The sequence below is a fragment of the Ruminococcus sp. zg-924 genome (genome assembly GCF_024433635.1).
In the GTDB taxonomy this organism is placed as follows: Bacteria; Bacillota; Clostridia; order Oscillospirales; family Acutalibacteraceae; genus UBA7067.
In genome coordinates, this window is the sequence record NZ_WNJZ01000005.1 from 33,130 (window position 1) to 59,870 (window position 26,741).

The window sequence follows — 26,741 nt, forward strand, 5'->3', positions numbered from 1 at the left end:
AAATAAGTGTCAGGATTAATTTGCTGTATTATGAAGATTTATGAGTTATATATGATTTCATTTCATAGTTTGCTTATATTTTTTTCGAGTTGCCAACCCTCCTCTGATATGCCTTTGTGCCTTGTTTATTTCAAGAATATTTTTAACCTCAATGTAAAGACCGGGATCAACGCCCTTTAGCCTTTGGCTGACATCCTTGTGAACTGTACTCTTGCTTACTCCAAACTTTTTTGCAGTACTGCGAACTGTTGCTCCGTTTTCTATTATGTATTCTCCAAGCTCAACAGCACGTTCTTCAACTATTCCTTTCATACGCTGCTCCTCCCTATATAAGTCTTTAGCTAATATATATGTTATTAAAGCGGAGCAATATTACTTTTTAATTTTGAGTGGCCCGTATAGTCATAATAATGAATAATTCTTGATATATAAATAAAATGCTACAAAAATCTACTAATATTTATATTTTTTCCATTGACATTATCCTAATCAACGAGTATAATATAAAGTGTGAAAATATTATAGGGGGATTTTCTATGTTAACAAAAAGCGAACTCGAAATCATGGAGCTTTTGTGGCAGGAGGACGAGCCGCTGACAAGCTCACAAATTATTGATATGTCTGTAAACAGATCATGGAAAAAAAGCTATGTACATTTATTGATTAACTCGCTTCTTGACAAAGAAATGATTGAGATTGTAGGGTTTATCAAAACAACTAAGAATTACGCACGTACCTTTAAAGCTAAGATGAGCAAAGAGGAATACTCTGTTAACAGATATACAAGTATGCGAAGCTTTCAGCAGAGCGATATTCCGAAAATGTTATCTGCTCTAATCAAAAAGACAGATGACCCTGCCTTGATTAAACAGCTTGAAGATATGATTGAAGCGAAGAAAATAGAGCTTCAAAAGTAATTTTTAAGTCTTTTTAGTTTTTATCTTATTATGCAGTACAACTGAATGATTTTGAAAGCGAGTGATTTTATTGTTAACCAAGAGTGAACTCGAAATTATGGAGCTTATGTGGAAAGAGAACAAGCCACTTACAAGCACCCAGATTATCGATTTATCAGTTAATAGAACTTGGAAAAAGAGTTATGTGCATCTTTTGATCAATTCTTTGATAGAAAAGGACATGATAGAAGTTTCCGGATTTGTAAAAACAACAAAGAACTATGCACGCACATTTTCAGCTAAGCTTACAAAAGAGGATTATTCCGTAAACCAGTTCACATCTCTTCACGGATATAACGATAGTGATATTCCAAAGATTGTGTCTGCTTTAATTGCTCAGACAGACAGTCTTGAGGTTATTTGTGAGCTTGAGAGAATAATTAAAGACAGAGAAAAAGAGCTTGAAGCTTGATTTTTTAGTACCTATTTGATGTATTATGGATATCTCACTTTATTCAATGGTTATGTCACTAATAACCAGTAGCATAATTATTTTAGTGATTCACTTTTTTACCAAAAACAGAAAAATTGACAGGCACATCGGTCTTACCAGCATTATTTTCTTATATATTGCCTCAATTATCAGGCTTGCTGTTCCGATTGAATTTCCTGCCAATGTTATAATCATAAACGACCCGGTGGTTTACCCTATCTTTTCAGATTTCTTATTTTCTCCGATTATTGACACAAGAACAAGCAACTTTGACCCTATTAACAGTATAAGATATGTTGATTTATTTGCGATACTACTGTTAGTTGGTACCGCAATTCTCTTGCTTAGGCAGGCATTAAAATACCATCGCTTTATAAAGCTTATAAAAAGCTATACTAATCTTGTCACACCAAGAGAACAAAAGGCATTTGATAAAGCAAAATCAGAAGTAGGTTTTAATCGAAAAGCTGAGCTTAAGGTTATTGATGAAAACATCAATCCGATGACTTTCGGAGTTGTTAAACCGGTTATTCTTCTTCCATGCAACGATTTCTCTGATGATGAATTAAGTTTCGTTCTCAAACATGAGATTAACCACCAAAAGAACGGTGACCTTTTCATAAAGCTTCTTACAGAGATTTACTGCTGTATCTTTTGGTGGAATCCGTTTGTATATTTGCTTAAGTACAATCTTTCACAAAAGCTTGAGATTAAGTGCGATTATGCGACAACCCGTGATTATGATATGCAGAAGAAAACAGACTATCTTACCACTATCCTCAAATGTATGAAAGAGAGCACAAATAAAGAGATAAAAAACACTTTGTCTGTGAAATGCTCGTTTGTAAGTTCAGAGTTTGCTGTTGCAAGTGACGCTGATTTTGCACTTGAACGCTTCAATTATATACTTGAAACCGATAATCGAAAAGAATTCGGTAAACTTGTTAATATTGCACTTGCTGTTTTTTGTATAATAGTTCTTGCATTATCTTACATATTTATTTGGCAGCCAAACGGAGGAAGCGTTGTTCCAACTGAAGCGTATATGGACGGTGATGATGGTTGCATTATTTCCGACTCTACAAATTCATATCTTGTTCCGCAATCTGACGGCAGTTATTTGTTCTATTTTTCTGAATCCGATGAACCGATATATGTTTCAAAAGAGGAGTTTCAAGAGGGTTTGTATGATTGTTATCCAATAAAAGAATGAGTGAAAGTCAGCAGAGTAGAATATTTTTACTCTGCTGACTGGAAATTAATTAAAGGAGGTGATAAGAATGAAATCGATTAAGAAAACAGTTGCATTTGTTTTGTGTGCCTTAACTCTTCTTTCAAGCGCAGTTATTGCCTCAGCAGCAGAAACAGCTAACGCCGAGGAAGAAACAATAACAGTAACTGCAATAAAGCCGGGTGATGAGCCACAAGGTGATCAGATTTATTGGAAATATAGAAAATATTTCGGTGTTCTCCAAAAAAGAAGATGGAATGCAACAAAACGTATATGGGTTGATAAGGCTTGGATAAATGTTTAATTTTTTTTTGCACGCAAGTGTGAATATAGTACACAATTATTAGTATTGTACTAATATTACATTTATTCAGTCAAAGGTGAAAGCCGCAATAAGGTCATTGTAAACCTTATTGCGGCTTTCGTTTTATATATACAATTTCCAATTAAGCGTTCACACTGTTTGCAAGCTGAGTATAGATTTCCTCCGGAATCATTGGCGTGTTTATACGTCCCCAAGTATCTGCTGAGATTTCACCGTTCACAGCATATTCATGACCTGCCTCTTTCATAATCTCCAAGAAAGGCTTAGTCACCGGCTCTGCTTCTTTCACATTGAACATTGGAGATTCAGGCACAGTTATAACAGTTGAGCGTTCCTCGCCAAACATCAGTTTAAACTGAGCTGTCATTGCCTCAAAGTTGTTTTTACCGCTTGGAAAGCCGCAGCCGCAAATCATAATGTAGCGTGTTTTAGAAAAATCATGCTCACTGATATGCTCATAATGTTCGCCAACCTTAGCCATAGCCATTGACGAAAGCGGCATCGTTCTGTCAACAAGAGCCTTTAAGTGCGCCGGCATACCATAGCAATATAGCGGGAAGCTCCATATAATTATATCTGATTGCAATATTTCATCAAGGATTTCTCTCATATCGTCCTTAATTACGCAGGTCCCACCGTTACGCTTGCAAACAAAGCATCCTCTGCAAAATTCGATGTTCTTCCCTATTACATCTATAATTCTTATGTCAAATTTATTTTCACTCTCCATACCATCAAGAAAAGCACGAGTCATATGCATGGTGTCGCTCCCTTTTCTTTTTGGTGAGCCGTTAAAAACAAGAACCTTCATTTAAATTACCTCCTTGATTCATTTTCATTTACGTTTTAATACATTAATAATAATATATATAGCAACCAAAGCAACAACAGATCCGCCTAAAATCAGATACATTGTGCTCTCCTCTACCTTGTCTCCGAAGAAATATATGTTGCAGTCAATGCCATCTTTTATGTTCTCAATAACTTCTGACGGGAAGCCTATGTCTGAAAGTTCATTAAATACGCCATTCATTGTGTGGTTGCGTATAAGAGCAGTGCCATATGTTCCCGGAAGGAACGACAACACATTTTGCAGACCCTCACTGAAGCTTGAAATCGGCATATAAGCGCCGCAGATAAATCCATAGCCCGCACTTATAATCGTTCCGACTGCAGAAATCTGACCCTGCGATGATAAAAAGAAGTTTATTATACTTGAAAGTGCTGTGCCAAACATTACAAGCAGGAACACGTCAATAAATATTAAGGGGATATCAGATACGCTCATATACCAGCCAACATTAGCAAGATAAATTAAGCCGGCTCCCACAGCAATGAAGCAAATTATCAATGTTGAAACAGCGGTTGAAATGTAGTAACCTAATGCAAGAGTCGAGCGTTTAACAGGAGTAATTGTCAAATCACTCAATGCGCCTGTAACCTTGTCCTGAACCATAAGCATATTTGACATAAACGCTACTGTTACACAGCAAACAGCCAACAATGACGAAATAAGCTGACTGCCTACAAGACCATCAATAACCCCATCGGACACATTAAAGCCCTTTGGAAGTGCATCAACAAAGCTTGAGCGAAAGACATTTGCTAAGAAAGTTGCATACAACACAAGCAATATAATCGGTGTAATCAGAGATGTAAAAAACATACCCTTATCTTTAAAAAACAGCTTTGTGTTTCTGCGAATAAGTGCTGATAGTGAACTCATTTTGTTTCGCCTCCTGTAAGTCTTTTTCCCGTAACGGCAAGGAAAACGTCGTCCATTTTACCCTTTGTTATTTCAAAGTCTGTGAATATATCGGGATATTTAGTGATTAATTTGGTCGCATCAGCGGTAGACGGTACAGCAATTCGATAAGCGTCTCGGATTACTTCGTACGGTTTGTCAAGCAGACTTACCTGCTCCTCAGTAATAGAGTATAGAGTTATGAAATCGCCTGTGTATGTATTCTTAAGCTGCAAGGGTGTACCCTGTGCCGATATTTTGCCACTGTCGAGTATAATAACATAATCAGCGTCGGCAGCTTCCTCCATATAGTGAGTTGTTAGGAATACAGTCATATTTTCCTGATGGCGTAGCTGTGAAACAACGTTCCAAACTGTTTTTCTTGTCTGTGGATCAAGACCTGTTGTCGGTTCGTCCAGGATAAGAATTTTAGGCTTATGAAGAAGCGCACGAGCAATGTCAATTCTTCTGCGCTGACCGCCCGATAGTTTGCCAACCTGTCTCTTTAAAATTCCGTTGAATTCCAAAAGCTCTGAAAGTTCATTTAATCTATCCTTAAACGCATTTCCTGATATACCGTAAAGTGCCGCACGGCTTTTGAGGTTGTCATAAACTGACAGCGACTTATCAAGCACTGAGTTCTGAAAAACTACGCCCAATTCACTTTTAATTTTGTCAACACTTTTGTCAAGGTCTGCTCCGTCAACCACAATCTTACCACTGTCCTTTTTTAGTTGACCGCACATAATAGAGATTGTCGTACTTTTTCCTGCTCCGTTAAGTCCTAAAAAAGCGAAAAGCTCTCCCCTCTTAACCTTGAAGCTTAAATCCTGAACTGCCTTAACCTCGCCAAAGCTTTTGCTCAAATTGCTTATTTCAATAATATTGCTCATTGCTCACTTTCTCTCCTCTCTGCGATGTCTGAGTTTTTCATTTATTTCGTCTGCAGTTTTTCGGTCAATCAAATAGCTTGAAAACCGCACAAACACGTCAACCAAAAGAATGACTGCAACCATAACACAGCCGCCGATAAAGCCCCGGTACATTCCAATGAAATAACCCATAGTCATTAGAACTATTTCAATCAATACAGTGTGAATTACGGTGCGTATCCAATGCTGCTTTCTACTCAATTCATTTTTTGAATAATACACAAGCGTTGTTAAATCAGCCGCCAGTGAAAACAGACCGGCCTGCCACAAATATGAAATCGGAATTTGTGTTGTCGGGTCTGTTGAACTCACAATTGCAAGTGTTGCAAACATTGTTCCTGTGTATATAATAAAAAAGTGCAATATCAAAGTTCGAATCCATTCGTTTTTATTCATAGTATCATTCTCCTTTCATTGTCGGCTCGTTAAATACCCATACGCTTTTTAAGCTCGCTTACATACTGCCGAGATACCACAGCCTTTTCACCGTTTAACAAGGTTGCTTCAAAGCGACCGGAAATGGACGGCGTTATGTAGTCAATTTTATCTGCGTTGATTATCATTGATTTTGCCGCACGAAAAAGGTTTGTACCACGACTAAGCTCTTCAAATTCATATAGCTTCAGTCTGCTGTCATAAACATCATCTTTGCAATATATAAAAGACTTATTTTCAACAACTTCGAAGTAATAAATCTCGTCAAAGCTCAGTCTGTGTATCGTTTTTTCCTTATAACCGATTATGCCCTTATTTGATGTCTTTAGCTCCTGAAGCATCTTCACAGTATTAGAGTTGATATTATGACAACGGATAATGATTTCCTCTTCAATATCATTGTCGATTTCTTCAATCGAAATTCTCATATCTTTATCCTCCTCGATAATTAGAATAACGCATTGAAATTAATATGTAAATACAAAATTTGCAAGCTGTTAAAATTCTTTGGTAAGATGCATATAAGCTGCTGAAAGCGGTTTATCACCTAACAAAATGCGCCGCAAGTAATACTTGCGGCGTAAAAACTGGCATAATAATAGTCAATATAAAAAACTTAAATTATAATAATGTTTAAGTTTGTTGTATTACCATATACGACGTCGAAAGGAATGGTAAAAAACATTACGTTTGGTCAGCATAGCATTAAGTAGCATTACGTTATTATTATACGAATTAGTATTGCTACACCATTCTGAACACAGCTGAAACCGTCATAATTTTATCTTTACATTCGGCAAAAATATCTCCATCCATTTTTTTCATAAGTCTACGGCATATATACAGTCCAAGTCCGCTGCCGGTGTTTGAGCCGACATTTGAACCACGCCAAAAGCTGTCAAATATGTGGGTAAGCTCACTGTCAGATAGCTGTGAGCCTGTATTTGATACGGATACAATAATACAGTCCTCCTCATGGGCAAATGACAGTGAAATACTCTTTCCGTCACCGTACTTAACCGCATTTTCTATTATATTTTGCAGCACCTCAACGCCACGGTCAATATCGCCCTTTAGCAGACAATCACAGTATTTATTTACAATGAATTCAATTTTTAGCAAGTCAAGCTTGTCAGAATAAAAGCGTTTTATTTCGTTTATCATTGCTGATAAATAGAACTCGCCGTTATTCACCGAGAGGTTGAGAAAGTCCTCGTTAGACGCCTTTATTATTTCATCAACATAGCCCCTGATTTCATCGCACTTTCCGCTTATGCTTGCGGCAATCTTGTTTTTCTTTTCCTCTTCTTTATACAAATTTTTTTCAAGTGCTTTTGCGTACAGCTCTATTATGCCAAGCGGCGTTTTTATGTCATGAGAAAGCGAAAGTACAAGTGTTTTCTTATCCTTTTGAAGCGCAAGCTCCTGCGTTTTTTGTTGCTCAAGCTTTTCACGCAACAGGTCAAGTCCCCAAACAAACCTGCCGAAGAATCTGTTTTTATTTTCCTTAAGCGCAATTGTAAGATTCCCCTTGGCTAGTTCAAACGGAACCTCGCACAATGTATTAAACGGCTTGACCATTTTGAAGTATATATAAAATAAAATAACAATTACTACAACTGCCATTATAGTAAGAGCAATATTAATAAGCACAAGCATATTGCTATTATCATTGTTAAATTTATATTCAAATCGATAGACTGAGCCGTCAATTTCTTTTATCAGAAAATCGCTGTCAGTATTATAAAAGGAGGATTTATTATTCTCGTCAAGCACTTCAACGGCTGTTATGTAATTATACTCGGACAAATCAAAGCTTTCACCATTTAGTATAGCTTGTTCAATTCGGCTTGCTTCAACTCGGTACGGTCTGCCGCTTTCATCGTTGCTCTGTGAAAGAAACAATATATTAACCGCCACAAACACAGCGATAATTACAGATATAACAGCGGCAAGCACAACTTTAAAGCCTTTCAAAATTGCTCGCCCTCCCGCTCATAACGGTAGCCTATTCCCCACACAGTTACAATTCGCTTGGGATTTTTAGGCTCGTCCTCTATCTTCTGCCTTAACCATTTTATATGTACAGTTAAGGTCTGAGGTTCACTGAAGCTGTCGAATCCCCATATCTTATTGAAAAGCATATCTTTGCTGAGTGTTTGTCCGGAATTTTCCATAAGCAGAGCGAGCAAGTCAAATTCCTTTTGAGTCATTTCTATTAACTTATTATCCTTAAATACAACTCTCTTTGACTTATCAAGACGTAAATTACCGTCCGTTATGCTTTCGCTTTGGTATCTGCGCTTAAATATTCCTCTGATTTTTGCAAGCAGAATGTCAATGTCATAAGGCTTTTCGATATAGTCATCCGCTCCAAGAAGCAACCCTGCAAGCTTGTCGTCCTTTGCGGTTTTAGCACTGACAATAATTATCGGTGTGTTCGAGGACTCACGTATTTTTCTGCAAACTGTTAAGCCGTCAACTTTTGGCAGCATTACATCGAGCACAACAAGCCTTGCGCCTTCTCTTTCAAAGTGACGCAAAGCATCCTCTGCGCTTTCACACAGCACAACGGAGTAATTCTCATTTTTTAAAAAGTCGCAAAGCAACCCGCCCATTTCGGCGTTATCCTCAACAACGAGTATATCTGTCACAACAAATCCTCCTGTTATATTCCAATAAGCTGTGCAGTATAGCTCATTGCCAAATGCACAGCTTATTTAAGCATATATTTACCAGCCCATTTCCATAAGCCAGTTGTTCAGACTGCGCTCACGTTGCCTAAGCTCGTTTTCGGATTTATACCTATCAAAATTATACTCGCCTTTGATGTTGCCGTCAACTATATACATTACTCTTGTGCATTTTGCGGCAACCTTTACATCGTGGGTTACAAGCATAATTGTTGTACCGTCGGCGTTGATTTTTCTTAGCTCCTCCATAACCTCGTCTGAGCTTGTGCGGTTTAACGCACCGGTAGGCTCATCTGCGAAAATCATCTGCGGCTTGTTTATCATACTTCTGCAAATGCAGGCACGCTGAAGCTGACCACCGGAAACCTCGTTTATATCATTATCTGCTATTTCAATAATGCCGAGCTTACGCATAAGCGACATACCGTATTCAACCTTTTCTTTTTTAGAAAGCATGTTTTTCTTTGATTGGCAGGCAGGCAAAACAATATTGTCAAGGACAGAAAGATTTTTAAGCATATACATCTGCTGAAAGATAAAGCCCATTTCATCAAGCCGAATTGAGGCAAGCTCGCTTGATTTCAGTGAGGCTATATTCCTGCCGTCAAACACAACCTCGCCCGCTGTTGCCTTATCCATACCCGACACAGTATATAGCAAAGTTGATTTGCCTGACCCTGACGGTCCCATTATAGCTACCATTTCACCCTGCTCAACTTTAAAGTTCACATTTTTGAGTACATTGTTCTGACGTTTGTTTGTTATATATGTTTTGCAAAGATTATTTACTTCAAGTACGTTTCTCATAAGTTTCCTCCTACCTTTCTATACATCATTCTGTTTCAGAGCATTCGGACGCCGATATAGTTCTTATATACTGAGCTGTTAAAAGTGCGCTTATAAGTGTTACTCCTATTAACAGAAGCGGATAGATAACACAAACTTCAAGCGGTTTAATGGCATAATCGACGCCGTATAATGCTCCCATCATACTGAAAATCGGTCCGACTGCAAGGTTTGTTAACGGTATCATTAAAAGCAAAGAAATTATTGCGCAAACAGTGGCTACTATTACAAATCTTAGTGTGTGCCATTTTATAATAGCACTATTTCGGAATCCAATCGCCTTTAATAGTGATATTTCACCACGCTCCTTTGCGATAAACGAACGTTCCATCAGCATTGTCACTAAAGCTGTTACAATTAAAACAACAATCATTACCAACATTCTAACGCCGTCAATCATTTCACTGACACCTACAATTGAATCTATATACTCATCAGCATTATATACGTTATCGGTCGAGTAAAGCGTTTTGATTTTTTCAACTCGATTTATAATTTCCGCATCACTCGGATTATCAGTGAAGTTAATCTGATACGCTAAGGAGCCTGATGACTGGATATAATCAATGTCAACCGATTCGTGTATGCGTACAGCCTCGCCCATATTCATCATACTTTGAAATATAGCTGTAATAATATATTTCTTTTCGCCTTCAAGCTGTCTTAATGTTATTGTGTCGCCGATTTCAGCGTCAAGCTCATCGGCTATCTTTTTTGTCAATGCAATTTCGTTTTTGTTTTTCGGGGCTGTACCCTCACAATAAGTATATTGGTCTGTTGTAGTTCCGAAGCCCTGATATACAGGCGACTTGCATTTTTTATCTCCGTGGGTGAGAGTAATATGAAAAATTGTTTCAAAAGAACATTTTGCAGGCATACCGTTATTTTTTAGCGTTTTCTCCATTTCATAAATATCCTTTTCAAGCTTTTCCTCGCCGTTTTCAACCATATATGACATCTGTTTTGAAATATCACTCATATATACATCACTTTTGGTAATACCGAAGGAAGGTATAATCTGATTACTTTTAAGCGTATTTGCGGTGTTTACTAAAATCAAAATCATTGACAGACAAAGTGTGAAGGTAAGAATAACAGTTGCAAACCGACCCGGACTGCTGAGAATATCGTTTGCAGCTATAAATGACGAGGGCTTCAACTTACTTTTGCTGAGCTTAAGTAATCCTTTTTTCTTAAATCGTTCACCTGTTGAGCCGTTGCGGATTGCGTCAACCGGCGTGAATTTTTTCATCTTTCCGGTGCATAGAAAGCAGAATAGTAAAATTATAGCTATAACACCAAGAGAGCAGGTTATATTTATCAGATATCCGCTGTCTATTCCCATTACTATTGTCTGAGACACGCTGTCAAGCATCATATTGCCAAAAGGAACACTTATAAATAATCCGATAACTGAACCGATAATCGCAAGTGCAAGATACTTGACCATATACAAACAACGAATTTTTATATTTTTAATTCCAATTGCCTTCATAACACCGATTTCACGGTATTCCTCAGCCATTGAAAAGTAAATTGTAAATCGTAAAACAAGAAATGCAATCAGAATAAGACAAATGCTCATAACAAGCAATGTTGCTGCTATAACAAGATCCATAATATAAGCGCTTTTTATTGTGCTTTTGTCACAATTAAAAATAATACCGCTGTCCTGCTCACTGAGCTTAGCTTTTATTGCCGAAGTATCGTCAGTATAAATGTCACACAGATTGCCTCTGTACATTGAAGAATATTTTTCATCTTCAATTAGCTCATTATAGTCACTTTGGTTTACAATGAAACGAGCCAGACCCATCATATCAGAACCAAACACTGCGTCCTTTATGCTTCCGCAAACCTCAAGACTTTTTGAAACACTGCCGATTTTGAACGTAATTCTATCACCGATTGATATATTATTTTTACTTATCAATTTATTTGATAGCAAAACTTTACCCTTATCTACGCCTTTAACAACTTGATTGCTTTCATCAAATATATTAAGGCAAATTTTGTTAAACGGCTGCAAAATGCAAGAAGCCTGTGTATCAAGCTTTTCTCCTTTATAATAAATATTGTTTGAATTAAGAAAAATCAGCGGCTCAATTTCGTAGTACTCAATTGATTTAATTTCGTCAATTGTTTCAATAATCGGATCTTCCCCATTGAATACTCTTGTAACTGCAAGATAGTCAGGCACTCCTGCTTTTTCAAAGTAAGTATCAAGCGCTGTACTGACTGACAGCATATTATTGATGCTACTTGAGATGAAAGTTGATGCGAGAATAATGAACAGCAGCAGAATAATATTCATAGTTTTCTTGCGCTTTAAATCACGTTTCAGAATACTTAAGTACATTTGATTACCTCCTTCGTTGAGATGATTATACGGCTTAATTTATTAAATAATCATTAAATCTCTTTAATTTTTTTTAAGTTTGCGGTAAAATATATAAAAACAAGTTAGGAATGATTTTATGGTTATAGGCTGTCATTTATCAGTGTCTAAGGGCTTTGCCGCTATGGGCAGGCAAGCGATTTCAATAGGCGCAAACACATTTCAATTTTTCACAAGGAATCCGAGAGGAGGACGAGCAAAGGAGATTGACGAGAGGGATGTATCGGAGCTAAAAAAGCTTATGAACGAAAACAACTTCGGTTTGATACTTGCTCACGCACCTTACACGCTGAACCCATGCTCAAAAGATGACAAGACACGAGAATTTGCACTCCAAACCATGATTGATGACTTAAAAAGAATGGAATATCTTCCCGGGAATTTATACAACTTCCATCCGGGAAGTCATGTTGGTCAGGGAATTGACAAAGGAATTGAGCTTATCAGCACACAGCTCAATGCTGTATTGTATGAGGATATGAGCACAACAGTTCTGCTTGAAACAATGGCAGGAAAAGGAAGTGAGGTTGGGTCGAGATTTGAGGAGCTAAAGGCGATAATTGACAATACCAGGCTTAAGGACAAGCTTGGAGTGTGCCTTGACACCTGCCATGTATTCGACGCAGGCTATGACATTGTAAACCGGCTTGACGAGGTTCTTTATGAATTTGACAGAATCATTGGTATTGACAGACTGAAAGCAATTCATTTGAATGATAGTATGAATTATCTCGGATGCCATAAGGACAGGCACCAAAAAATCGGCTTGGGCGGCATAGGTCTTGACGCATTTAAGAGGATAATTAATCACCCTATGCTTAAGGCTCTGCCGTTCTTCCTTGAAACGCCTAACGAGCTTGACGGCTACGCCGATGAAATAAAAACCCTGAGAAGCCTTTACAAATAACATTCATAGTATAACAAAAGGGAGCACAGCTTTTATGTTAATTAAACCTTGCTGTGTTCCCTTATATATTTTATATTTAATTGGAAAGTATCGGCAACAGACAAAGAACAATAACGCCGAGTGCTATTCTATACCAGCCGAAGATCTTGAAATCGTGCTTTTTGATGTAACTCATAAGGAATTTTATTACAATAACCGAAACAATAAATGCTACTGTCATTCCAACTACTAAAGCAATAATCTCGCTGCTTGTAAAGCCAAACCCCGTATTCAGGAAATACTTTAATAACTTAAAACCGCTTGCGCCGAGCATAGTCGGAATAGCAAGAAAGAATGTATATTCAGCTGCGGTAGTTCTTGAAATACCGAGCAAAAGTGCACCGATAATTGTTGCACCGGAACGTGATGTACCGGGAATCATAGCCAGAGCCTGAAAAGCGCCGATAATCAGCACGCTTTGATATGTAATCTCATTTATAGAATTGAACTTGGGCGTTCGCTTTTTGTTCCATGTTTCAATAACAATAAAGCCTATACCGTAAATTATCAGCATTGCAGCAATAACGTACGGCGCATAGAGATACCGGGTAATAATATCATCGAATAAAAATCCGATCACAGCCGCCGGAAGACAGCCTACAATTACCTTTGCCCACATACTTAATATGCTGCGTTCAATAACAAGAGCATGGCCGGAAGAGCGCTTTAACTTTTGCAGCTTTATTGGCCAAAGTTGTTTCCAAAAAATTACGATAACAGCTAATATTGCGCCAAATTGAATTACCACAAGGAACATATCCTTGAACGCTTCCGTCATATCCATTTTCATAAATTCGTCAACCAACAGCATATGACCTGTGCTGCTAATCGGGAGCCACTCGGTAATACCTTCAATTATTCCCTGAAAGATTACCTTAAGCAGTTCAATAAAATCCATTTTTATACCTGCCTTTACAAACTAAATTTTTATTTACCGGAAACCTGACAAAATGATATTTGCTGCAGTCCCAACAATTTCACATAATCAATTATTTTTATCATAGAGGATTTTCAGTCCCTTAATGAGCAAATCATTATCTACGATAATATTACGCTTGCAAAACGGAATTATGCTGCCTGACAAACCGCCTGTTGCAATAACAGTTGTTGAATAGCCAAGTTCGTCCTCTATTCTGTCAACAACGCCGTCAACCATTGCCGCATTAGCAAATATTGCGCCGCTTTTCATACAATCAATAGTGTTTTTGCCGATATTTTTTTTCGGAGCTTCAATGCTAATCTTCGGCAGCTGAGATGTGCGTGATGTAAGCGCATCCTGTGAAATCTTAACGCCTGGTATTATCATACCGCCAAGGTAGTTTTTGTTCTTATCTATTACCGAAACAGTCGTGGCAGTGCCCATATCAAAAATAATAATAGGCGGCTTATACTCGTTAAGCGCAGCTATTGCATCAACAACCTGGTCACTGCCGAGCTGAGCCGGATTGTCAAGGAGTATATTAAGTCCCGTTTTAAGCCCCGGACCAACTATAAGGGGTGTTACGCCCGATATAAAGTTCACGGCTTTCTTTACTATTAACGCAAGAGGAGGCACAACAGATGACATAATAGCGCCGCTGATTTGATTAACGTCAATTCCGCCGATTTCCAAAAGACTTTTAAATTCTACGGCATACTGATACTCTGTTTTTCCATGATCTGTGGCAACTCTTGCCTCGTAAACAATTTTATTATCATTTTCAATACAGCCGAGAACAATATTTGTATTTCCTACATCAATTACCAATATCATTATATCACCCTTTTTGGCGTTGAAAAAAATTATCAATGCGACATTCTAAAGCCGAATCAATTAAGCCTTTATATTATGCACTATAATAAAGAAAAAGGCAAGTTTTATGTATAATTTTCTTTACAATTTTATACAGTCATTGCTATAATATATTTAAACAATCTTATTAAGCGTAATGCGAAAGGAAATTACTATGTTTAAAAATAAAACCGTTATTTTAGGAGTAAGCGGCGGAATAGCCGCTTATAAAATACCGAATCTTGCACGTCTGCTAATAAAGCAGGGCTGTGATGTTCACGTAATTATGACTGAAAATGCGACCAAGTTTATAACAGAGGACACCTTTGAGGCGTTGACATCAAACAAATGTATTGTAGATACCTTTGACAGAAACCACCCATTTGAGATAAAGCACATTTCCCTTGCAACTAAGGCGGACTATATGCTTATAGCTCCTGCAACAGCCAATGTAATAGGCAAAATTGCAAACGGTATAGCTGACGATATGCTGACAACCACTGTAATGGCTTGCAAATGTCCTGTTGCAATTGCGCCTGCAATGAACACAAATATGTATCAAAATGCTATTGTTCAGGATAATATAGAAAAGCTTAAGAAATTCGGTTATACTATAATTGAGCCGAACTCAGGCATCCTTGCGTGCAGAACTGTTGGAGCAGGCAAAATGCCGGAGCCACAAGAGCTTTACTCTTATGTTGAGCGTGAGCTTGCGTGCGACAAGGACTTAAAGGGATTAAAGCTTCTCGTCACTGCAGGGCCTACTATTGAGCCGATTGACCCGGTAAGATATATAACAAACCATTCTTCAGGTAAAATGGGATATGCAATAGCAAAAGCGGCTATGCTAAGAGGTGCTGAGGTTACTCTTGTAAGCGGCAAATGTGCGCTTGAGCCTGTCCCCTTTGTTGAAACGGTAAATGTAACAACAGCCGAGGATATGTTTACCGCAGTTACTTCAAAAGCAAGTGAACAGGACATTATCGTGAAGGCAGCAGCAGTAGCCGACTACACGCCGCAATCCGTGAGCGATCAAAAAATTAAAAAGTCAGACAGTGATATGAGCATTGCTCTGAAAAGGACAAAGGATATTTTAAAATATATTGGTGAGCATAAGCGTGACGGTCAGGTTATCTGCGGCTTTGCAATGGAAACCGAAAATATGCTTGAAAATGCAAGAAAAAAGCTTAAAGCAAAGAATATAGATATTATTGCAGCTAATAATGTTAAGGTTGCAGGCGCAGGCTTTGAAAAGGACACTAATGTTTTAACGCTAATAACAAGTGACGGCGAAACACAGCTTGAACTTATGAGCAAGTTTGAGTGCGCAAACAAACTGCTTGATGAGATTATTAAAATTAAGACAAATAAGTGAGCTGAAACTACGGATAATTGCTATTATTAAAAGTTTTATTCTTGACGAATGTTGGCAGATTATTGAAATCACAGTCTGATTTTTTTAAAGAAGCACGAATAATTTAAAAAAAGTATTGACAAATAGACCCAAAACAGCTATAATACTTAAGGCGTTAAGGAATGAAGGTTATCCCGTTTCTTTTCGCCTTGACATATATGGTGGGTATAGCTTAGTTGGTTAAAGCGCCAGTTTGTGGCACTGGAGACCGTCGGTTCGAATCCGACTATCCACCCCATATGACTCATTAGCTCAGTTGGCAGAGCACTTGACTTTTAATCAAGGTGTCCGGAGTTCGAATCTCCGATGGGTCACCACGATATGAGGGAACGGTTTTACCTTTCCCTCATATTTGTTAAACTTAATATTGGGCTATAGCCAAGCGGTAAGGCAACGGACTTTGACTCCGTCATTCGCTGGTCCGAATCCAGCTAGCCCAGCCACTGAAAGCTGAGGAACTCTTTAAGTAAGCCTCAGCTTTCACTTTATAAAATATATTGAATAGCGGTATGACTAAGGCTTTATGCCTTGCCATACCACTTTTTTTACACTCCGGTTATCTTTATTCTGTCAACCTCTATTCCGGATTGTCCGTTTACAATATCCTTAATTACGATGTTTGTTTCGTCGTTCATCTCAGCTTTTTTCAGTACAACACTACATTCAGAATTCTGAATAAAAACAACACAGTCAGAAAATCCCTTAGCTTTTATCAAACCTTCAATATTACTCTGCTGCTGATATATGTTTGCTATCTGAGATGCATCTTTTACCGCCTGTATCTTTGCTGCTTCGTCGCTTGAAGCGGCTTCTAACACTTCTTTTGCCAAATCCACAGTTTCATCCTGCACCTTTTGACGATTGGTGCGAACATCTGCGAAGTATTCGTCCGTTGATTTACTTTCATTAGCTTTATCACCGCTTTCTTTGTCAGAAACAGGCTTGTCGGTTTGGTTGTTAACAAGCTGAGCCTGCCCAATTACTTCGTCTGCATTCGCCTTTACAAGGTTATTGTCAGATAACTGCCAATTCAAGTACACAGCTGCACCAAGCGCTAAAACAAGCGATGCGAGAATTATTTGTCTTTTTCCGATTTTCATTTTAAATCCTCCGTTTATTGTGATAATTTTGTTATGCAAACCCTTGCCGATGATATGTTTAAAGCCTTTGTAACGGCTTCAAGAACACGCTCACTAACAGTTGAGCTGTCTGCACCGCTGCACACAACTAACACTCCCCTTACATCCGGTTCTATTACCTTAAGCAACATTCCGTCCTCGCTGCCATCTGACCTTCGCACAGAGAAATACTGAGTTTCTATGCTTTCATCGGTGCCCTCAGACGAAGCTTTGGAAGTTGAGCTTTGCTTTTTGTTGACGGCATATACATTTTCACTGCCGTTATCAAGCGTTAAGAACACCTCGGCATTGCCAACTCCATCTATTTTTGAAATGATTTTTGATAGGTCAGCTTCCATTTTCGTTTTATATTCGCCGAGGTCGGTGTATGAATGACCTACAGTCTTTTCATTTGCATTATCATTACTGCTCCCTTTTGAGCCGCTGAAAAATGTAGATAAAAAAATCAATATCATTCCGCCGATACAAAGAGCAATAATAATCTTTTTGATTTTATCATCCTTAAAAAGAATAGAAAGCTTTGACTTTATCTCCGTTTTTTTCTCGTCATTCATTTTATTACCCTCCGACCAAAACCTTACAGTCAAGACCAAGGTTGTTTTTTATTGTGTTTTTAATTTTAAAGCCTTGCCCCCTGTCCTCTTCACTTATATATATTACAGATTCTATCCCTTTTATGTCGGTTAATTTGTCACTATCTGTTTTTATCTCAATTTTATTCGGTGTGACGCCGATACTTTTAAGCTGCTGCGCAACAAGAGCTTTAACCTTTTCCATTGCAAGGGAAGTTCCGTTTGACTGCGCTTTTTCCTCAAGCTCGTTAAAGCTTTTCTCTTTTATGTTTATGCTGTTTATTTCACTTGTTACAGCACTTACAATCCCACCGAGCGGAAGGATAATGATGGCTACCATAAAAATACCGACTGCAAACCTGACAATTTTTGATATTCCACCGTTCGGCAAAAGCATCTCGCAAATCAGACATACGGCTGCACCTGCGCAGATTGAGCATGCCCAAACTATAACTTCACTCATTTACGAACCTCCCAGTATCAACAATATTGCAGTTGAAATTATCATAACAGTCATACAGCATAGTAAAAGCACAAGAAGCAGAGTTACTACCTTTTTTACACCACATAAAAGTGCTTGTGGTGCACCAAGTGAAAAGACCTCGGCAAATGCGGCGCAACAGCTTATTGTAAATAGCCAAACTACACATTTCAGTATTGCAGGCAGATAAAGTGCAGTTGTTCCGAGAATAGCAAACACTCCGACACCCGATTTAAGAAGCTTCAGGCTACCTTGCACCGTCAAAAACGCATCACTCAAAGCACCGCCCACAACCGGTACAAAGGAGCTTATTGCAAACTTTGCCGCCTTAATACCCGTATTGTCAGCTGCGGTCCCGATAAAGCTTTGAAGAGAAATAACCGACACAAAAATTGACATCATAAACGAAATAACCCACTTAAACGCTGAATGTGCAAGGCTGATTATTCCGTTAAGCTTTATTTTGCTGCACAGCGAGGATACAACTGTAATTCCGAGCAGCATATTAAGTATTGGCGAGAGCAGCTTTGAACCTATTTGAGAAATTACCTCTCCTGATGCCATGACCGTTGTATAGTAGGATGCACCGGTGATTGAGCTTCCGGAGGCGACAAGTATTCCTGCCATTATCGGAACGTATAAAAGCATAAAGGCAGCTCCGTTTTGTATTGCTGTTACACCGACTGAGAGAGTATCGGCAACAGGAAATACAATTACTGAGCAAAGACACAGCGCTGTTATTATAGAAGCAGTACCGTCAAGTGGTGACAACCCTCCTGTACCTTTAAGGCAGTCAGAAAGCGCACAGAAGATTATTATTCCTAATACGGCGAGCATACAAGCAATTGGCTGAAAGGAGCTTTGCCCGAGCAAATTAAGTATTTCAAGCAAAAGTGAACCGACGCTTAAATTATTAAGCTGCCGCCAATCAGGAGAATCTATACCAATATCTTGCAAAGTATTCTTCGCTTCATCAGAGAGGCTATAATACAGGTCATCCGCTCCGCTTTGCTCAAGCTGTGAACTGTAATAATCCTGCAAATCCTCGCTTATTTCCGCTGCATTAGCAGATGTTATGCTTGCAGCGACAATCAGAAGCGAAAAAACAAAAATTAAAATTCTTTTCATTTTCAACACCGTTATCCGCCTATAATATTGACGGCATAATTTATTATTTCTTCGAGCAGCGGTAAACACAAAAGCACCACGGCGATTTTACCCGCTAATTCAACCTTACCTGCCAATGCTCCCTGTCCGGCATCACGGCAAGAATCTGCGCTGAACTGACAGATATAGCATATTCCGATTGACTTAAGCAGTATTGCAACATTCTTGCCTGCGTCACCTATAAGGTCTGAAAGCCGTTTAATTAGGTCAATAGCCGGTGACATTGATGTAAGGAGGACAGATAAAATAATAATTCCTGTTATTAAAGCAGTAAGCATTGCTATTTCAGGATTATACTTTTTAAGCAGAACAACAAATACAGCCGCAACTGCCGCTAAAATACAAATTACAAAAATGTCCATATTTAAAGACCAAACAGGGTTTTTATAGTTGTGAAAAGTCCGCTTATTTCGTATACCACCATGAGCAAAACAACGATAAGGCCCGCAAGCGTAGTCATCATAGCCTGCTCCTCTCTGCCGGAGCGAATAAGTACCTGGTTCAAAACGGCAACAATTATTCCGATTGCCGCTATTTTAAAAATCAAATCAACATTCATTAAATTCATCCTCTAAAGAAAAAACAGTCCTGCGCCTATACCGCAAAAGGTTCCGAGCATACGATAAAGCTTTGACTTTTTAATACTCTCTTCACGCTGAGAATCAAGAAGCTGCTTAACAAGCGATATATAAAGGTCACAGTGCGCAAGCTGACCGTCACAATCTGATAAGCCTAATTCTGAAAAAAAATCAAGCAGCAGCTTTTTATCGCTATCCTTTAACCCATATGAGCTTGAAATTGAGCTTACTGCTGTTTTTGCTGCTTTCTTAGTACCACTATGCATAAGGTTTTCCGACATTGTTATAAGCAACGGCTCAATCATCTTTTGCTCGGTGCATAACAATGTAGAAATATCGCTGAGCGTATAACCGAGTTTTTCACGCAGAGCGGTCAAAAAGAGAAGAAGTTGTTCAAAAAACAAAATTCGGTTTGTTGTTTTTCTTGAAATCAAAACTCCCGACAGAACTCCTGCGGATATTATCATCACTATTCCTGCCGCCTTTACCACCGAGCAAATCCTCCTTACTTAACACTTCCTTTATATCTCCCGGATTCTCTCGGCTTTTCAGAAAAATTATTTTATCGAATGCTCCGGTTTTGAGCAGAGCAACACCCTGAGGCTTTTTCAAAAGCTCAGAAGCGCTTCCTGCATGGAGCGTTGCAATAACTTTAACACCTGCGTTAAGGCTTTCTTCCAGAAGACTTGTTTCATTTGAAGTGCCTATTTCATCACAGATTACATAATCAGGCGAAAGACATCTGACAGCATGCATTACACCATCACTCTTTGAAAAGCCATCGAGAACATCTGAATAACCTAAATCGTTTTGCGGCACGCCTGAGAAGGTTGCGGCAAGCTCTCCCCTTTCATCTATTACAGCAGTTTTCTTAGAGTACACAGTTGAAAGCTGACGAGCTATATCCCTTAGCAGTGTAGTTTTTCCACAGCACGGTGGTCCGCAAAGCAACATGCCGCAGTTTAAATCCTTTATGTATTCAATAACCTTATCCGCACAACCAAGCAACTCTCTTGCTATACGCAGATTAATGCCTGAAATATCACGGATATTATATATCTCTCCGTTTCTGTAAACTGCTGTACCGCAAAGTCCGGCTCTATGGCCGCCTTGCATAGTGATATACCCCTTACGGATTTCATTTTGGCGACTATAAACTGAGTAACTGCAAAGGTTCTGGAAGCAGTCAGCTATATCCCTTTGTGTGGTAATTATCATTTTACCCGAAATAATCTCTGTTACTGCCTTGCTATCGGCAGTCAGATAAAAAGTATCTTTTTCGGTGCAAATCATTACCGGCTTGTTCACTCTTAGTCGGATTTCCTGTGCTGCTTTTTTGCAATCATCACTGATTCTGATTATTCGCTCATACAGACGTTGCCCTAAACCTCTCGACGCTCTATCAAAGCGTCTGATTGCGTCACGGTTTTCACTCATTTTAATCATCCTTTCGGTTTGTTCAATCAATTATATGGACGAGTCTATTAAAATATGATAAAAAAATAGCGGCCTATCCATAAAAGAACAGACCGGAAATTCAGCCGTCGTATTTAACTGTCAGGTTATTTACATATTCCTGCATCTCAACTTTTGACTTTACATTATGAGTACCGCTTAATACAGCCTGCTTATCACTATCAGGCAGCTTTGAAAAGACTATTAATGCATCGGGATTTTTCGCAAGAGCCATAGAAAAGCCAAGCGGCAATTCAGACAACATATCCATACTTACATCACCTCATGATTATAATATGAGGATTATAAGCTTTTATACTTAAGCCACTGATAGAAATAAAGACATCAAAAATCGCACAAAACTTTTGAAAAAATAATCTAAAAAAACGAAAAAAAGTCTTGACTATTTTCACTCCTTATGATATTATAATAAAGCTGATTGCACGGAGGGGTGTCCGAGCGGTTTAAGGAGCTAGTCTTGAAAACTAGTGATTCCGAAAGGAACCAAGGGTTCGAATCCCTTCCCCTCCGCCATTAATTTTTGCAAACAGCAATGTTTTAATAATTAATTGTTGTTTGCCCTACGGAGGATTACTCAAGTGGTGAAGAGGCTCCCCTGCTAAGGGAGTAGGTCGGGTAACCGGCGCGAGGGTTCAAATCCCTTGTCCTCCGCCAGAAAAACCGGCTTGTTATACAAGTCGGTTTTTCAACTTTTTTAAAAGCTTTTCAGCGTTTATTCTATGTTTCCGTAGCTCAGCTGGATAGAGCAACCGCCTCCTAAGCGGTAGGTCGGGTGTTCGAATCACCTCGGGAACGCCAAAAACGGTCACGGGCGAAGAAGTTGATTTAAGTGAGCCTCTTCCCCCACGACCGATATGTTTTTATAATATGGAGACGTATCGAAGTGGTCATAACGGGACTGACTCGAAATTTCCTAAAGCTTAGGCGGTTTTGTCCGCTTAAAATCCTTGATTCATCGGGGATTTTGAAACATTAAAATCGAATATTTTTTCCTGTTCTCTCCTGTAGTTCTCTCCAAATCGTTTTTGAACGAGAAAAACTACAGTTTAGAAGATACACGGAGAGTTGTCCGAGAGGTCGAAGGTGCGACACTCGAAATGTCGTGTACAGAAATGTACCTAGGGTTCGAATCCCTAACTCTCCGCCATTGAAAAAGCCTGTAATCAAGCCGATTTCAGGCTTTTTCTTTTTGCTTTTTTAAAAACAAGTGGTCAGAGAGTACAACATTTTTTCCTTACCTCAATTTGAGGTTTCACCGCTCCAGCGGCTTGTGAAGCCGCCTGTTTCAGGTAATTGCAATCCGCTTTCCATTGCTTGTGCAGAAGAGATTTTTGCACTGTAATCAAGATGAGCATAAATATTTGCCGTCGTAGAAAAATCCGAGTGACCAAGCCATTCCTGAATATGCTTTAAGGGTACACCGTTTGCGAGTAGTAGTGATGCACAACTATGACGAAGATCGTGGAAACGCATACGACGCAGTCCCTTCTTTTCAAGAATTTCGGGAAAACGTGAGGTCAGGTAATGTGCCTTCAATCTTTCTCCCATTTCATCCACAAACACATAACCGTCGTATTGATAGTTGTAGCAATTTCCACAGACCTTTTTATTAAGTTTCTGTGCTTCCTTGACTTGCATAAAGTAATCCTTGAAGCTACCCACAAGCGGCAAAGTACGAAGGCTGGATTTTGTTTTTGCAGACTCCTTTTCAATCTCTTGATACTTGCCGCCCAAATTGATGGAGGTTACGGTTCGTTTAATTGAAATTGTCCCTAGTTCAAAGTCAATGGCATCCCATTTGAGTCCCAATACCTCACCACGCCGTAGCCCATAGAAAGCCGCCACCAATACGGGAAGCTCCAACTTTGTCCCCTTGATTGCTTCAAACATTTTTTGCGTTTCCTCTGCGGATAAGAATACCGGTTGAAAATCATTCTTCCTTGGGCGATCCACCTTGGAGGCAACATTCTGAATGATCATATCGGTTTTCACAGCGTATTTTAGAGCTGAGTGGATAACAGCGTGATAATGAATGACGGTGTTCGGCTTAACGACTTTAAGCTTTTCGGAATAGAAGCTTTGAATGTGCCTTGCCTCAAGTTCCCGTAGTGTCAGCTTTTTTTGACGGAAGTACGGCTCAATAGAACTTTTAATAAGCCCTACGTATGAACTGTAAGTAGCAATTGCCAAACGCCCCTTTGCAATCTCAAGCCATTCAAGTAAATAATCAGCAAACAACATATCTGCGCTCAAATCGTTTACTTCGGTGGGAATGACAAATTCTCTCCGTATTCTTGATAACTCCGCTTGAGCCTTGCGCTTGTTTCCCTTTTCGGGTAGTCCGAGGGGAATCCATTTTGTTTGTCTTTTTTCGCCGTTGTTTCAACTGAGCACGGCGTAATAATAACCTTTTTTAATTTGCAGATGTCCTGCTACCATTTTATTTTCCTCCTCGTATAATATGTTTATAGCCCAAAAACCAGGCTATAAATTAGTTGATCGGTTTAATCATACCCATGATATAATTGACATAGGTCGATCAGGTAAATAGTTCTTTTTCCTCCTGTTGAGCCGTAAACGGCTGCTTCATATATAGTCAGTTCCCCTGACACGGAAGTAAACTTCAAACCACCGGCTGTTTGTCGGAAGAGTGGATTGCCATTTAGCAGTGTGGCTCGCATCGGTTCATCTCCGACTGAATTCTTATATGCGAGGGTGTTGATGCTCCGTGATCATGGGTATCATCAAGCCGATTGACCTTAATCCAAACAGAAAAGAGGTGATTTTTATGTCCAAACTTTACGTAGGAATAGATGTCAGCAGCAGAAACAATGTCGTTTATCTGATGAAGCCTGACGGTTCAAAGCACAGCAATTTTTCGGTGGAAAACTCCCCGAAAGGCTCTGCTGAGCTTGTTAAACAAATCGTCAAGGCACTAACATCTTACAACCTGACAGAGGTTACTGTCGGTCTTGAATCAACAGGCTGTTATGGTGACCACCTCGTTTATTTCCTGAAGGGAAATGCAGAGCTGGCAAAGTTTAACAGGAGTATCCATGTCCTCAATCCCAAGCAGGTCAAAAAATTCAAAGATACATACAATGACCTGCAAAAGAATGACTACATAGATTCTTTTGTAATTGCAGACTGTCTGCGGTTCGGAAGAATCAACAAAGAGGTATACATGGATGACGCCCGATTCAAAGCTCTCCTGATCCTTACACGACAACGTTTCTTTGCAGTCCAGTCTCTGACTGCGGAAAAGCAGCGTTTTTTAAACGTTATCTTCAAGAAGTATTCTTCCTTAGTGCAGAACAAGGTGTTTTCCAACACCTTTGGTGCTTCGGCTCTTGCTCTCTATGAAGAGTTCGATTCCGCAGACACCTTAGCTTATATGGACTTACATGAGCTGACTGACTTCTTAATTGAGAAGAGCAAAAACCGTTTTTCCGATTCCGAAGCAGTAGCCAAAGCCATACAGAAAGCAGCTCGCAGCTCTTACAGGCTGCCTAAAACGGTAAATGATTCCGTTAATCAGGTGCTTTCCTCTTCTATCAGCCTTATCAGAGCTTTAGAGCAGCAAATCAAAGTGCTTGACAAGGCTATTGCTGAACAAATGCAACTTATCCCCAACACTTTGCAGTCGATTCCGGGCATAGGTCCTGTTTATTCAGCAGGAATTATCGCAGAGATCGGTGATATCCACCGCTTCAAAAATCAGTCTGCACTCGGCAAATACGCCGGACTTGCATGGACTCAGAACCAGTCCGGTGACTTTGAAAGCAAAAATACAAAGCTCATTCGCTCAGGAAACAAATTCCTTAAATACTACCTTTGTGAAGCTACACTTTCCCTTGTACGATGCGATACAGAGTACAGTCGCTTCTACCACCTCAAATACAATGAGGTAAACAAAGGTCAACACAAACGTGCCCTCGCATTAACTGCCCGTAAATTTGTGCGTCTTGTCTATGCTCTGCTCATAGACAACAAACTTTATACTCCGTCAGAGCTTTGATTCTGCTCTGATTTTCTCTCAGCCCTGCTTCAAAAAATTTTGAATCGACAGGGCTTGGGCGGGTGTTTTTTGCCTTTGCTGAAATCAGCTAAAACAATCTCTTTTTTATTCATTTTCCTCTTGACATTTCACCACCGGACTATAAATTTAGATTAGCACACAGAACGAACTCCAAACCAACGTGTATATTATAGCGCCGATTTGGAGTTCTCTCCATTGTGCAAATTGTTACGCCGCAAACACTTTGGTTCGAATCAGCGTGCGTCTCGGCTTCGGTCTCGCTGTCGCTTCAGCAGTTCCAAACCCTTGACAATATCTTTTTTGATTTGCTCGTCCGTATAGTTCGGCGGAAAGTATTTTTGAAGGTCGTCACGCTTGAATTTTATCTGCTCTTGCTGATTTGGTTTTTCCTCCGACATAATCTCATAAATCGCATTGCGGTCGAGTAATCCCTCTTGCGATAACTTCTTGAGCCGTATACTTTGTGCGTGAGACGGTGTGCAGTCGTTTAGCTCTATTGCATCGAGCAGTACGAGCTGTTCCGAGTGCTCCAAGTAGGAGATCTCCACCGCAGGACTGAAAGCGATTTTGTTTTCGTCCACCATTGTGAGCAGCTCGGGAATTAGGTAGGTCAAGCGAATATATCTCTGAATTTGCGTTTCGCTTGTTTTAGCATCCGCCGCTACAATGCTTCGTGATAACAACTTCTGTCCAACTTGGACAGAAGTAATACCTTGATGTTTTATTGCATCGAGCTTCATCTTATAAGCAAATGCCTTTTCGCTGGGTAAAATGGTTTCTCTTTGCAGGTTAGCATCTACCATTGCAATCACAGCTTCATCGTCGGACATCTCACGAACGATTACGGGCATTGTTTCCAAACCCAACACCTGACACGCCGCAAGTCGTCTGTGCCCTGAGATCAATTCAAAGCCGCCCTCAGACATTGGTCTTGCAAGTGCCGGAGTGATTGCGCCCACTTTGCGGATGCTTTCAATCATTCGTTCCATTTCCTCGTTATTCAAAATCTTAAAAGGGTGATCTTTGAAGGGGTGCAGCTCGGCAAGTGGTATATTTTGAACTTTTTCAAGCTTTGCATCGTCCCGCATTTCTTGCGTGGTGAAAATATCGTCATAGGACGGTAAGATAAAATCCGATTTTCGTTTTGTCATTTTGCATTATTCCT

Annotated in this window: 30 protein-coding genes and 7 tRNA genes; 14 read left to right on the top strand and 23 right to left on the bottom strand. The window is 39.3% G+C overall.

The window, feature by feature from the left end; translation table 11 throughout:
* Positions 1-57 precede the first annotated feature (57 nt).
* Entirely contained in the window at positions 58-312 is a 255-nt protein-coding gene (spoIIID, locus tag GMA13_RS03425; RefSeq protein ID WP_255882699.1) for a sporulation transcriptional regulator SpoIIID, read from the bottom strand.
* 224 nt (positions 313-536) lie between these two features.
* On the opposite strand from spoIIID, the gene GMA13_RS03430 reads away from it, so the two are divergent.
* From GMA13_RS03430 to GMA13_RS03445, 4 genes are all read left to right on the top strand, one after another.
* Positions 537-917 (top strand): BlaI/MecI/CopY family transcriptional regulator, encoded by a 381-nt coding sequence (locus GMA13_RS03430; protein ID WP_255882700.1) that lies wholly within the window; start codon positions 537-539, stop codon positions 915-917.
* A gap of 70 nt (positions 918-987) precedes the next feature.
* Entirely contained in the window at positions 988-1,368 is a 381-nt protein-coding gene (locus GMA13_RS03435) for a BlaI/MecI/CopY family transcriptional regulator (protein ID WP_255882702.1), read from the top strand.
* A gap of 25 nt (positions 1,369-1,393) precedes the next feature.
* A complete protein-coding gene (locus GMA13_RS03440; RefSeq protein ID WP_255882703.1) occupies positions 1,394-2,602 on the top strand; it encodes a M56 family metallopeptidase in 1,209 nt (402 codons plus the stop codon).
* A gap of 67 nt (positions 2,603-2,669) precedes the next feature.
* Positions 2,670-2,924, top strand: a complete 255-nt coding sequence (locus GMA13_RS03445) for a hypothetical protein (RefSeq protein WP_255882704.1) — start codon at positions 2,670-2,672, stop codon at positions 2,922-2,924.
* A gap of 142 nt (positions 2,925-3,066) precedes the next feature.
* Here GMA13_RS03445 and GMA13_RS03450 read toward each other — a convergent pair whose 3' ends face one another.
* From GMA13_RS03450 to GMA13_RS03490, 9 genes are all read right to left on the bottom strand, one after another.
* Positions 3,067-3,756, bottom strand: coding sequence for a flavodoxin family protein (locus tag GMA13_RS03450; protein WP_255882705.1), 690 nt, complete (start codon positions 3,754-3,756; stop codon positions 3,067-3,069).
* A gap of 24 nt (positions 3,757-3,780) precedes the next feature.
* The gene (locus tag GMA13_RS03455) at positions 3,781-4,671 is read right to left on the bottom strand and encodes an ABC transporter permease (RefSeq protein ID WP_255882706.1); all 891 of its coding nucleotides are present in this window, start codon (positions 4,669-4,671) and stop codon (positions 3,781-3,783) included.
* The gene (locus tag GMA13_RS03460; protein ID WP_255882707.1) at positions 4,668-5,582 is read right to left on the bottom strand and encodes an ABC transporter ATP-binding protein; all 915 of its coding nucleotides are present in this window, start codon (positions 5,580-5,582) and stop codon (positions 4,668-4,670) included. Before GMA13_RS03460 ends, GMA13_RS03455 begins: the two co-directional genes overlap by 4 nt.
* 3 nt (positions 5,583-5,585) lie before the next feature.
* On the bottom strand, positions 5,586-6,017 hold the full coding sequence (locus GMA13_RS03465) for a DUF3021 family protein (RefSeq protein ID WP_255882708.1): 432 nt from the start codon (positions 6,015-6,017) through the stop codon (positions 5,586-5,588).
* Between the two features lie 29 nt (positions 6,018-6,046).
* On the bottom strand, positions 6,047-6,484 hold the full coding sequence (locus GMA13_RS03470) for a LytTR family DNA-binding domain-containing protein (RefSeq protein WP_255882709.1): 438 nt from the start codon (positions 6,482-6,484) through the stop codon (positions 6,047-6,049).
* Positions 6,485-6,800: 316 nt separating this feature from the next.
* Complete coding sequence (locus GMA13_RS03475; protein ID WP_255882710.1) at positions 6,801-8,033, bottom strand: HAMP domain-containing sensor histidine kinase; 1,233 nt, start codon at positions 8,031-8,033, stop codon at positions 6,801-6,803.
* Positions 8,030-8,710, bottom strand: coding sequence for a response regulator transcription factor (locus GMA13_RS03480; RefSeq protein WP_255882711.1), 681 nt, complete (start codon positions 8,708-8,710; stop codon positions 8,030-8,032). The genes GMA13_RS03475 and GMA13_RS03480 overlap by 4 nt, the downstream gene beginning before the upstream one ends.
* Before the next feature lie 78 nt (positions 8,711-8,788).
* Complete coding sequence (locus GMA13_RS03485) at positions 8,789-9,556, bottom strand: ABC transporter ATP-binding protein (protein ID WP_255882713.1); 768 nt, start codon at positions 9,554-9,556, stop codon at positions 8,789-8,791.
* A 25-nt stretch (positions 9,557-9,581) separates the two neighbouring features.
* The gene (locus tag GMA13_RS03490; RefSeq protein ID WP_255882714.1) at positions 9,582-11,954 is read right to left on the bottom strand and encodes an ABC transporter permease; all 2,373 of its coding nucleotides are present in this window, start codon (positions 11,952-11,954) and stop codon (positions 9,582-9,584) included.
* A gap of 118 nt (positions 11,955-12,072) precedes the next feature.
* Here GMA13_RS03490 and GMA13_RS03495 point away from each other — a divergent pair, with 118 nt between their 5' ends.
* Positions 12,073-12,900 (top strand): deoxyribonuclease IV, encoded by an 828-nt coding sequence (locus GMA13_RS03495; RefSeq protein ID WP_255882715.1) that lies wholly within the window; start codon positions 12,073-12,075, stop codon positions 12,898-12,900.
* A 76-nt stretch (positions 12,901-12,976) separates the two neighbouring features.
* Here the strand turns inward: GMA13_RS03495 and GMA13_RS03500 are convergent, their stop codons facing one another.
* Both GMA13_RS03500 and GMA13_RS03505 read right to left on the bottom strand, forming a co-directional pair.
* Positions 12,977-13,837 (bottom strand): undecaprenyl-diphosphate phosphatase, encoded by an 861-nt coding sequence (locus GMA13_RS03500; RefSeq protein WP_305119687.1) that lies wholly within the window; start codon positions 13,835-13,837, stop codon positions 12,977-12,979.
* A gap of 87 nt (positions 13,838-13,924) precedes the next feature.
* Positions 13,925-14,692: a type III pantothenate kinase gene (locus GMA13_RS03505; protein WP_255882716.1), complete on the bottom strand. Its 768-nt coding sequence runs from the start codon at positions 14,690-14,692 to the stop codon at positions 13,925-13,927.
* A 193-nt stretch (positions 14,693-14,885) separates the two neighbouring features.
* Between GMA13_RS03505 and coaBC the strand changes: the two genes are divergently transcribed.
* The 4 genes from coaBC (at position 14,886) to GMA13_RS03525 (ending at position 16,567) form a co-directional block, all read left to right on the top strand.
* Positions 14,886-16,085, top strand: a complete 1,200-nt coding sequence (gene coaBC / locus GMA13_RS03510; RefSeq protein WP_255882717.1) for a bifunctional phosphopantothenoylcysteine decarboxylase/phosphopantothenate--cysteine ligase CoaBC — start codon at positions 14,886-14,888, stop codon at positions 16,083-16,085.
* A gap of 200 nt (positions 16,086-16,285) precedes the next feature.
* A tRNA-His gene (locus GMA13_RS03515) sits at positions 16,286-16,362 on the top strand.
* 3 nt (positions 16,363-16,365) lie between these two features.
* Positions 16,366-16,441: transfer RNA gene (locus tag GMA13_RS03520), tRNA-Lys, on the top strand.
* A gap of 51 nt (positions 16,442-16,492) precedes the next feature.
* Positions 16,493-16,567: transfer RNA gene (locus tag GMA13_RS03525), tRNA-Gln, on the top strand.
* A 102-nt stretch (positions 16,568-16,669) separates the two neighbouring features.
* Here the strand turns inward: GMA13_RS03525 and GMA13_RS03530 are convergent.
* From GMA13_RS03530 to GMA13_RS03570, 9 genes are all read right to left on the bottom strand, one after another.
* A complete protein-coding gene (locus tag GMA13_RS03530; RefSeq protein WP_255882718.1) occupies positions 16,670-17,224 on the bottom strand; it encodes a SpoIIIAH-like family protein in 555 nt (184 codons plus the stop codon).
* Positions 17,225-17,238: 14 nt separating this feature from the next.
* The gene (locus GMA13_RS03535) at positions 17,239-17,817 is read right to left on the bottom strand and encodes a hypothetical protein (protein WP_255882719.1); all 579 of its coding nucleotides are present in this window, start codon (positions 17,815-17,817) and stop codon (positions 17,239-17,241) included.
* Positions 17,818-17,821: 4 nt separating this feature from the next.
* Positions 17,822-18,298, bottom strand: a complete 477-nt coding sequence (locus tag GMA13_RS03540) for a stage III sporulation protein AF (protein ID WP_255882720.1) — start codon at positions 18,296-18,298, stop codon at positions 17,822-17,824.
* Complete coding sequence (locus tag GMA13_RS03545) at positions 18,299-19,444, bottom strand: stage III sporulation protein AE (protein WP_255882721.1); 1,146 nt, start codon at positions 19,442-19,444, stop codon at positions 18,299-18,301.
* 11 nt (positions 19,445-19,455) lie between these two features.
* Positions 19,456-19,845, bottom strand: coding sequence for a SpoIIIAC/SpoIIIAD family protein (locus tag GMA13_RS03550; RefSeq protein ID WP_255882722.1), 390 nt, complete (start codon positions 19,843-19,845; stop codon positions 19,456-19,458).
* A 2-nt stretch (positions 19,846-19,847) separates the two neighbouring features.
* Entirely contained in the window at positions 19,848-20,042 is a 195-nt protein-coding gene (gene spoIIIAC, locus GMA13_RS03555; protein WP_255882724.1) for a stage III sporulation protein AC, read from the bottom strand.
* Between the two features lie 12 nt (positions 20,043-20,054).
* Positions 20,055-20,528 carry a stage III sporulation protein AB gene (locus tag GMA13_RS03560; protein ID WP_255910449.1) on the bottom strand — a complete coding sequence of 158 codons (474 nt, stop codon included), beginning with the start codon at positions 20,526-20,528 and terminating at the stop codon, positions 20,055-20,057.
* Positions 20,455-21,498: an ATPase, T2SS/T4P/T4SS family gene (locus GMA13_RS03565; RefSeq protein ID WP_255882728.1), complete on the bottom strand. Its 1,044-nt coding sequence runs from the start codon at positions 21,496-21,498 to the stop codon at positions 20,455-20,457. The genes GMA13_RS03560 and GMA13_RS03565 overlap by 74 nt, the downstream gene beginning before the upstream one ends.
* Before the next feature lie 100 nt (positions 21,499-21,598).
* Complete coding sequence (locus GMA13_RS03570; RefSeq protein WP_255882730.1) at positions 21,599-21,787, bottom strand: hypothetical protein; 189 nt, start codon at positions 21,785-21,787, stop codon at positions 21,599-21,601.
* 174 nt (positions 21,788-21,961) lie between these two features.
* Between GMA13_RS03570 and GMA13_RS03575 the strand changes: the two genes are divergently transcribed.
* The 4 genes from GMA13_RS03575 to GMA13_RS03590 all read left to right on the top strand — a co-directional run bounded on the left by GMA13_RS03575 (position 21,962) and on the right by GMA13_RS03590 (position 22,684).
* Positions 21,962-22,050 (top strand) — tRNA-Ser (locus GMA13_RS03575).
* 51 nt (positions 22,051-22,101) lie between these two features.
* Positions 22,102-22,191 (top strand) — tRNA-Ser (locus tag GMA13_RS03580).
* Positions 22,192-22,258: 67 nt separating this feature from the next.
* A tRNA-Arg gene (locus GMA13_RS03585) sits at positions 22,259-22,335 on the top strand.
* Positions 22,336-22,596: 261 nt separating this feature from the next.
* Positions 22,597-22,684 (top strand) — tRNA-Ser (locus GMA13_RS03590).
* A 92-nt stretch (positions 22,685-22,776) separates the two neighbouring features.
* Here GMA13_RS03590 and GMA13_RS03595 read toward each other — a convergent pair.
* A complete protein-coding gene (locus GMA13_RS03595) occupies positions 22,777-23,790 on the bottom strand; it encodes a site-specific integrase (protein WP_255882731.1) in 1,014 nt (337 codons plus the stop codon).
* A 535-nt stretch (positions 23,791-24,325) separates the two neighbouring features.
* Here GMA13_RS03595 and GMA13_RS03600 point away from each other — a divergent pair.
* Positions 24,326-25,555 (top strand): IS110 family transposase, encoded by a 1,230-nt coding sequence (locus tag GMA13_RS03600; RefSeq protein ID WP_255882732.1) that lies wholly within the window; start codon positions 24,326-24,328, stop codon positions 25,553-25,555.
* Positions 25,556-25,809: 254 nt separating this feature from the next.
* Here GMA13_RS03600 and GMA13_RS03605 read toward each other — a convergent pair whose 3' ends face one another.
* Positions 25,810-26,727, bottom strand: a complete 918-nt coding sequence (locus GMA13_RS03605; RefSeq protein ID WP_255882733.1) for a ParB/RepB/Spo0J family partition protein — start codon at positions 26,725-26,727, stop codon at positions 25,810-25,812.
* Positions 26,728-26,741 lie beyond the last annotated feature (14 nt).

What these genes read in the sequence shown, in the direction of transcription:
- spoIIID (WP_255882699.1), bottom strand. Translation starts at nt 312, where the DNA reads ATGAAAGGAATAGTTGAAGAACGTGCTGTTGAGCTTGGAGAATACATA.
- GMA13_RS03430 (WP_255882700.1), top strand. Translation starts at nt 537, where the DNA reads ATGTTAACAAAAAGCGAACTCGAAATCATGGAGCTTTTGTGGCAGGAG.
- GMA13_RS03440 (WP_255882703.1), top strand. Translation starts at nt 1,394, where the DNA reads ATGGATATCTCACTTTATTCAATGGTTATGTCACTAATAACCAGTAGC.
- GMA13_RS03445 (WP_255882704.1), top strand. Translation starts at nt 2,670, where the DNA reads ATGAAATCGATTAAGAAAACAGTTGCATTTGTTTTGTGTGCCTTAACT.
- GMA13_RS03450 (WP_255882705.1), bottom strand. Translation starts at nt 3,756, where the DNA reads ATGAAGGTTCTTGTTTTTAACGGCTCACCAAAAAGAAAAGGGAGCGAC.
- GMA13_RS03455 (WP_255882706.1), bottom strand. Translation starts at nt 4,671, where the DNA reads ATGAGTTCACTATCAGCACTTATTCGCAGAAACACAAAGCTGTTTTTT.
- GMA13_RS03460 (WP_255882707.1), bottom strand. Translation starts at nt 5,582, where the DNA reads ATGAGCAATATTATTGAAATAAGCAATTTGAGCAAAAGCTTTGGCGAG.
- GMA13_RS03465 (WP_255882708.1), bottom strand. Translation starts at nt 6,017, where the DNA reads ATGAATAAAAACGAATGGATTCGAACTTTGATATTGCACTTTTTTATT.
- GMA13_RS03470 (WP_255882709.1), bottom strand. Translation starts at nt 6,484, where the DNA reads ATGAGAATTTCGATTGAAGAAATCGACAATGATATTGAAGAGGAAATC.
- GMA13_RS03485 (WP_255882713.1), bottom strand. Translation starts at nt 9,556, where the DNA reads ATGAGAAACGTACTTGAAGTAAATAATCTTTGCAAAACATATATAACA.
- GMA13_RS03490 (WP_255882714.1), bottom strand. Translation starts at nt 11,954, where the DNA reads ATGTACTTAAGTATTCTGAAACGTGATTTAAAGCGCAAGAAAACTATG.
- GMA13_RS03495 (WP_255882715.1), top strand. Translation starts at nt 12,073, where the DNA reads ATGGTTATAGGCTGTCATTTATCAGTGTCTAAGGGCTTTGCCGCTATG.
- GMA13_RS03500 (WP_305119687.1), bottom strand. Translation starts at nt 13,837, where the DNA reads ATGGATTTTATTGAACTGCTTAAGGTAATCTTTCAGGGAATAATTGAA.
- GMA13_RS03505 (WP_255882716.1), bottom strand. Translation starts at nt 14,692, where the DNA reads ATGATATTGGTAATTGATGTAGGAAATACAAATATTGTTCTCGGCTGT.
- coaBC (WP_255882717.1), top strand. Translation starts at nt 14,886, where the DNA reads ATGTTTAAAAATAAAACCGTTATTTTAGGAGTAAGCGGCGGAATAGCC.
- GMA13_RS03530 (WP_255882718.1), bottom strand. Translation starts at nt 17,224, where the DNA reads ATGAAAATCGGAAAAAGACAAATAATTCTCGCATCGCTTGTTTTAGCG.
- GMA13_RS03535 (WP_255882719.1), bottom strand. Translation starts at nt 17,817, where the DNA reads ATGAATGACGAGAAAAAAACGGAGATAAAGTCAAAGCTTTCTATTCTT.
- GMA13_RS03540 (WP_255882720.1), bottom strand. Translation starts at nt 18,298, where the DNA reads ATGAGTGAAGTTATAGTTTGGGCATGCTCAATCTGCGCAGGTGCAGCC.
- GMA13_RS03545 (WP_255882721.1), bottom strand. Translation starts at nt 19,444, where the DNA reads ATGAAAAGAATTTTAATTTTTGTTTTTTCGCTTCTGATTGTCGCTGCA.
- GMA13_RS03550 (WP_255882722.1), bottom strand. Translation starts at nt 19,845, where the DNA reads ATGGACATTTTTGTAATTTGTATTTTAGCGGCAGTTGCGGCTGTATTT.
- spoIIIAC (WP_255882724.1), bottom strand. Translation starts at nt 20,042, where the DNA reads ATGAATGTTGATTTGATTTTTAAAATAGCGGCAATCGGAATAATTGTT.
- GMA13_RS03560 (WP_255910449.1), bottom strand. Translation starts at nt 20,528, where the DNA reads ATGATAATATCCGCAGGAGTTCTGTCGGGAGTTTTGATTTCAAGAAAA.
- GMA13_RS03565 (WP_255882728.1), bottom strand. Translation starts at nt 21,498, where the DNA reads ATGAGTGAAAACCGTGACGCAATCAGACGCTTTGATAGAGCGTCGAGA.
- GMA13_RS03570 (WP_255882730.1), bottom strand. Translation starts at nt 21,787, where the DNA reads ATGGATATGTTGTCTGAATTGCCGCTTGGCTTTTCTATGGCTCTTGCG.
- GMA13_RS03600 (WP_255882732.1), top strand. Translation starts at nt 24,326, where the DNA reads ATGTCCAAACTTTACGTAGGAATAGATGTCAGCAGCAGAAACAATGTC.
- GMA13_RS03605 (WP_255882733.1), bottom strand. Translation starts at nt 26,727, where the DNA reads ATGACAAAACGAAAATCGGATTTTATCTTACCGTCCTATGACGATATT.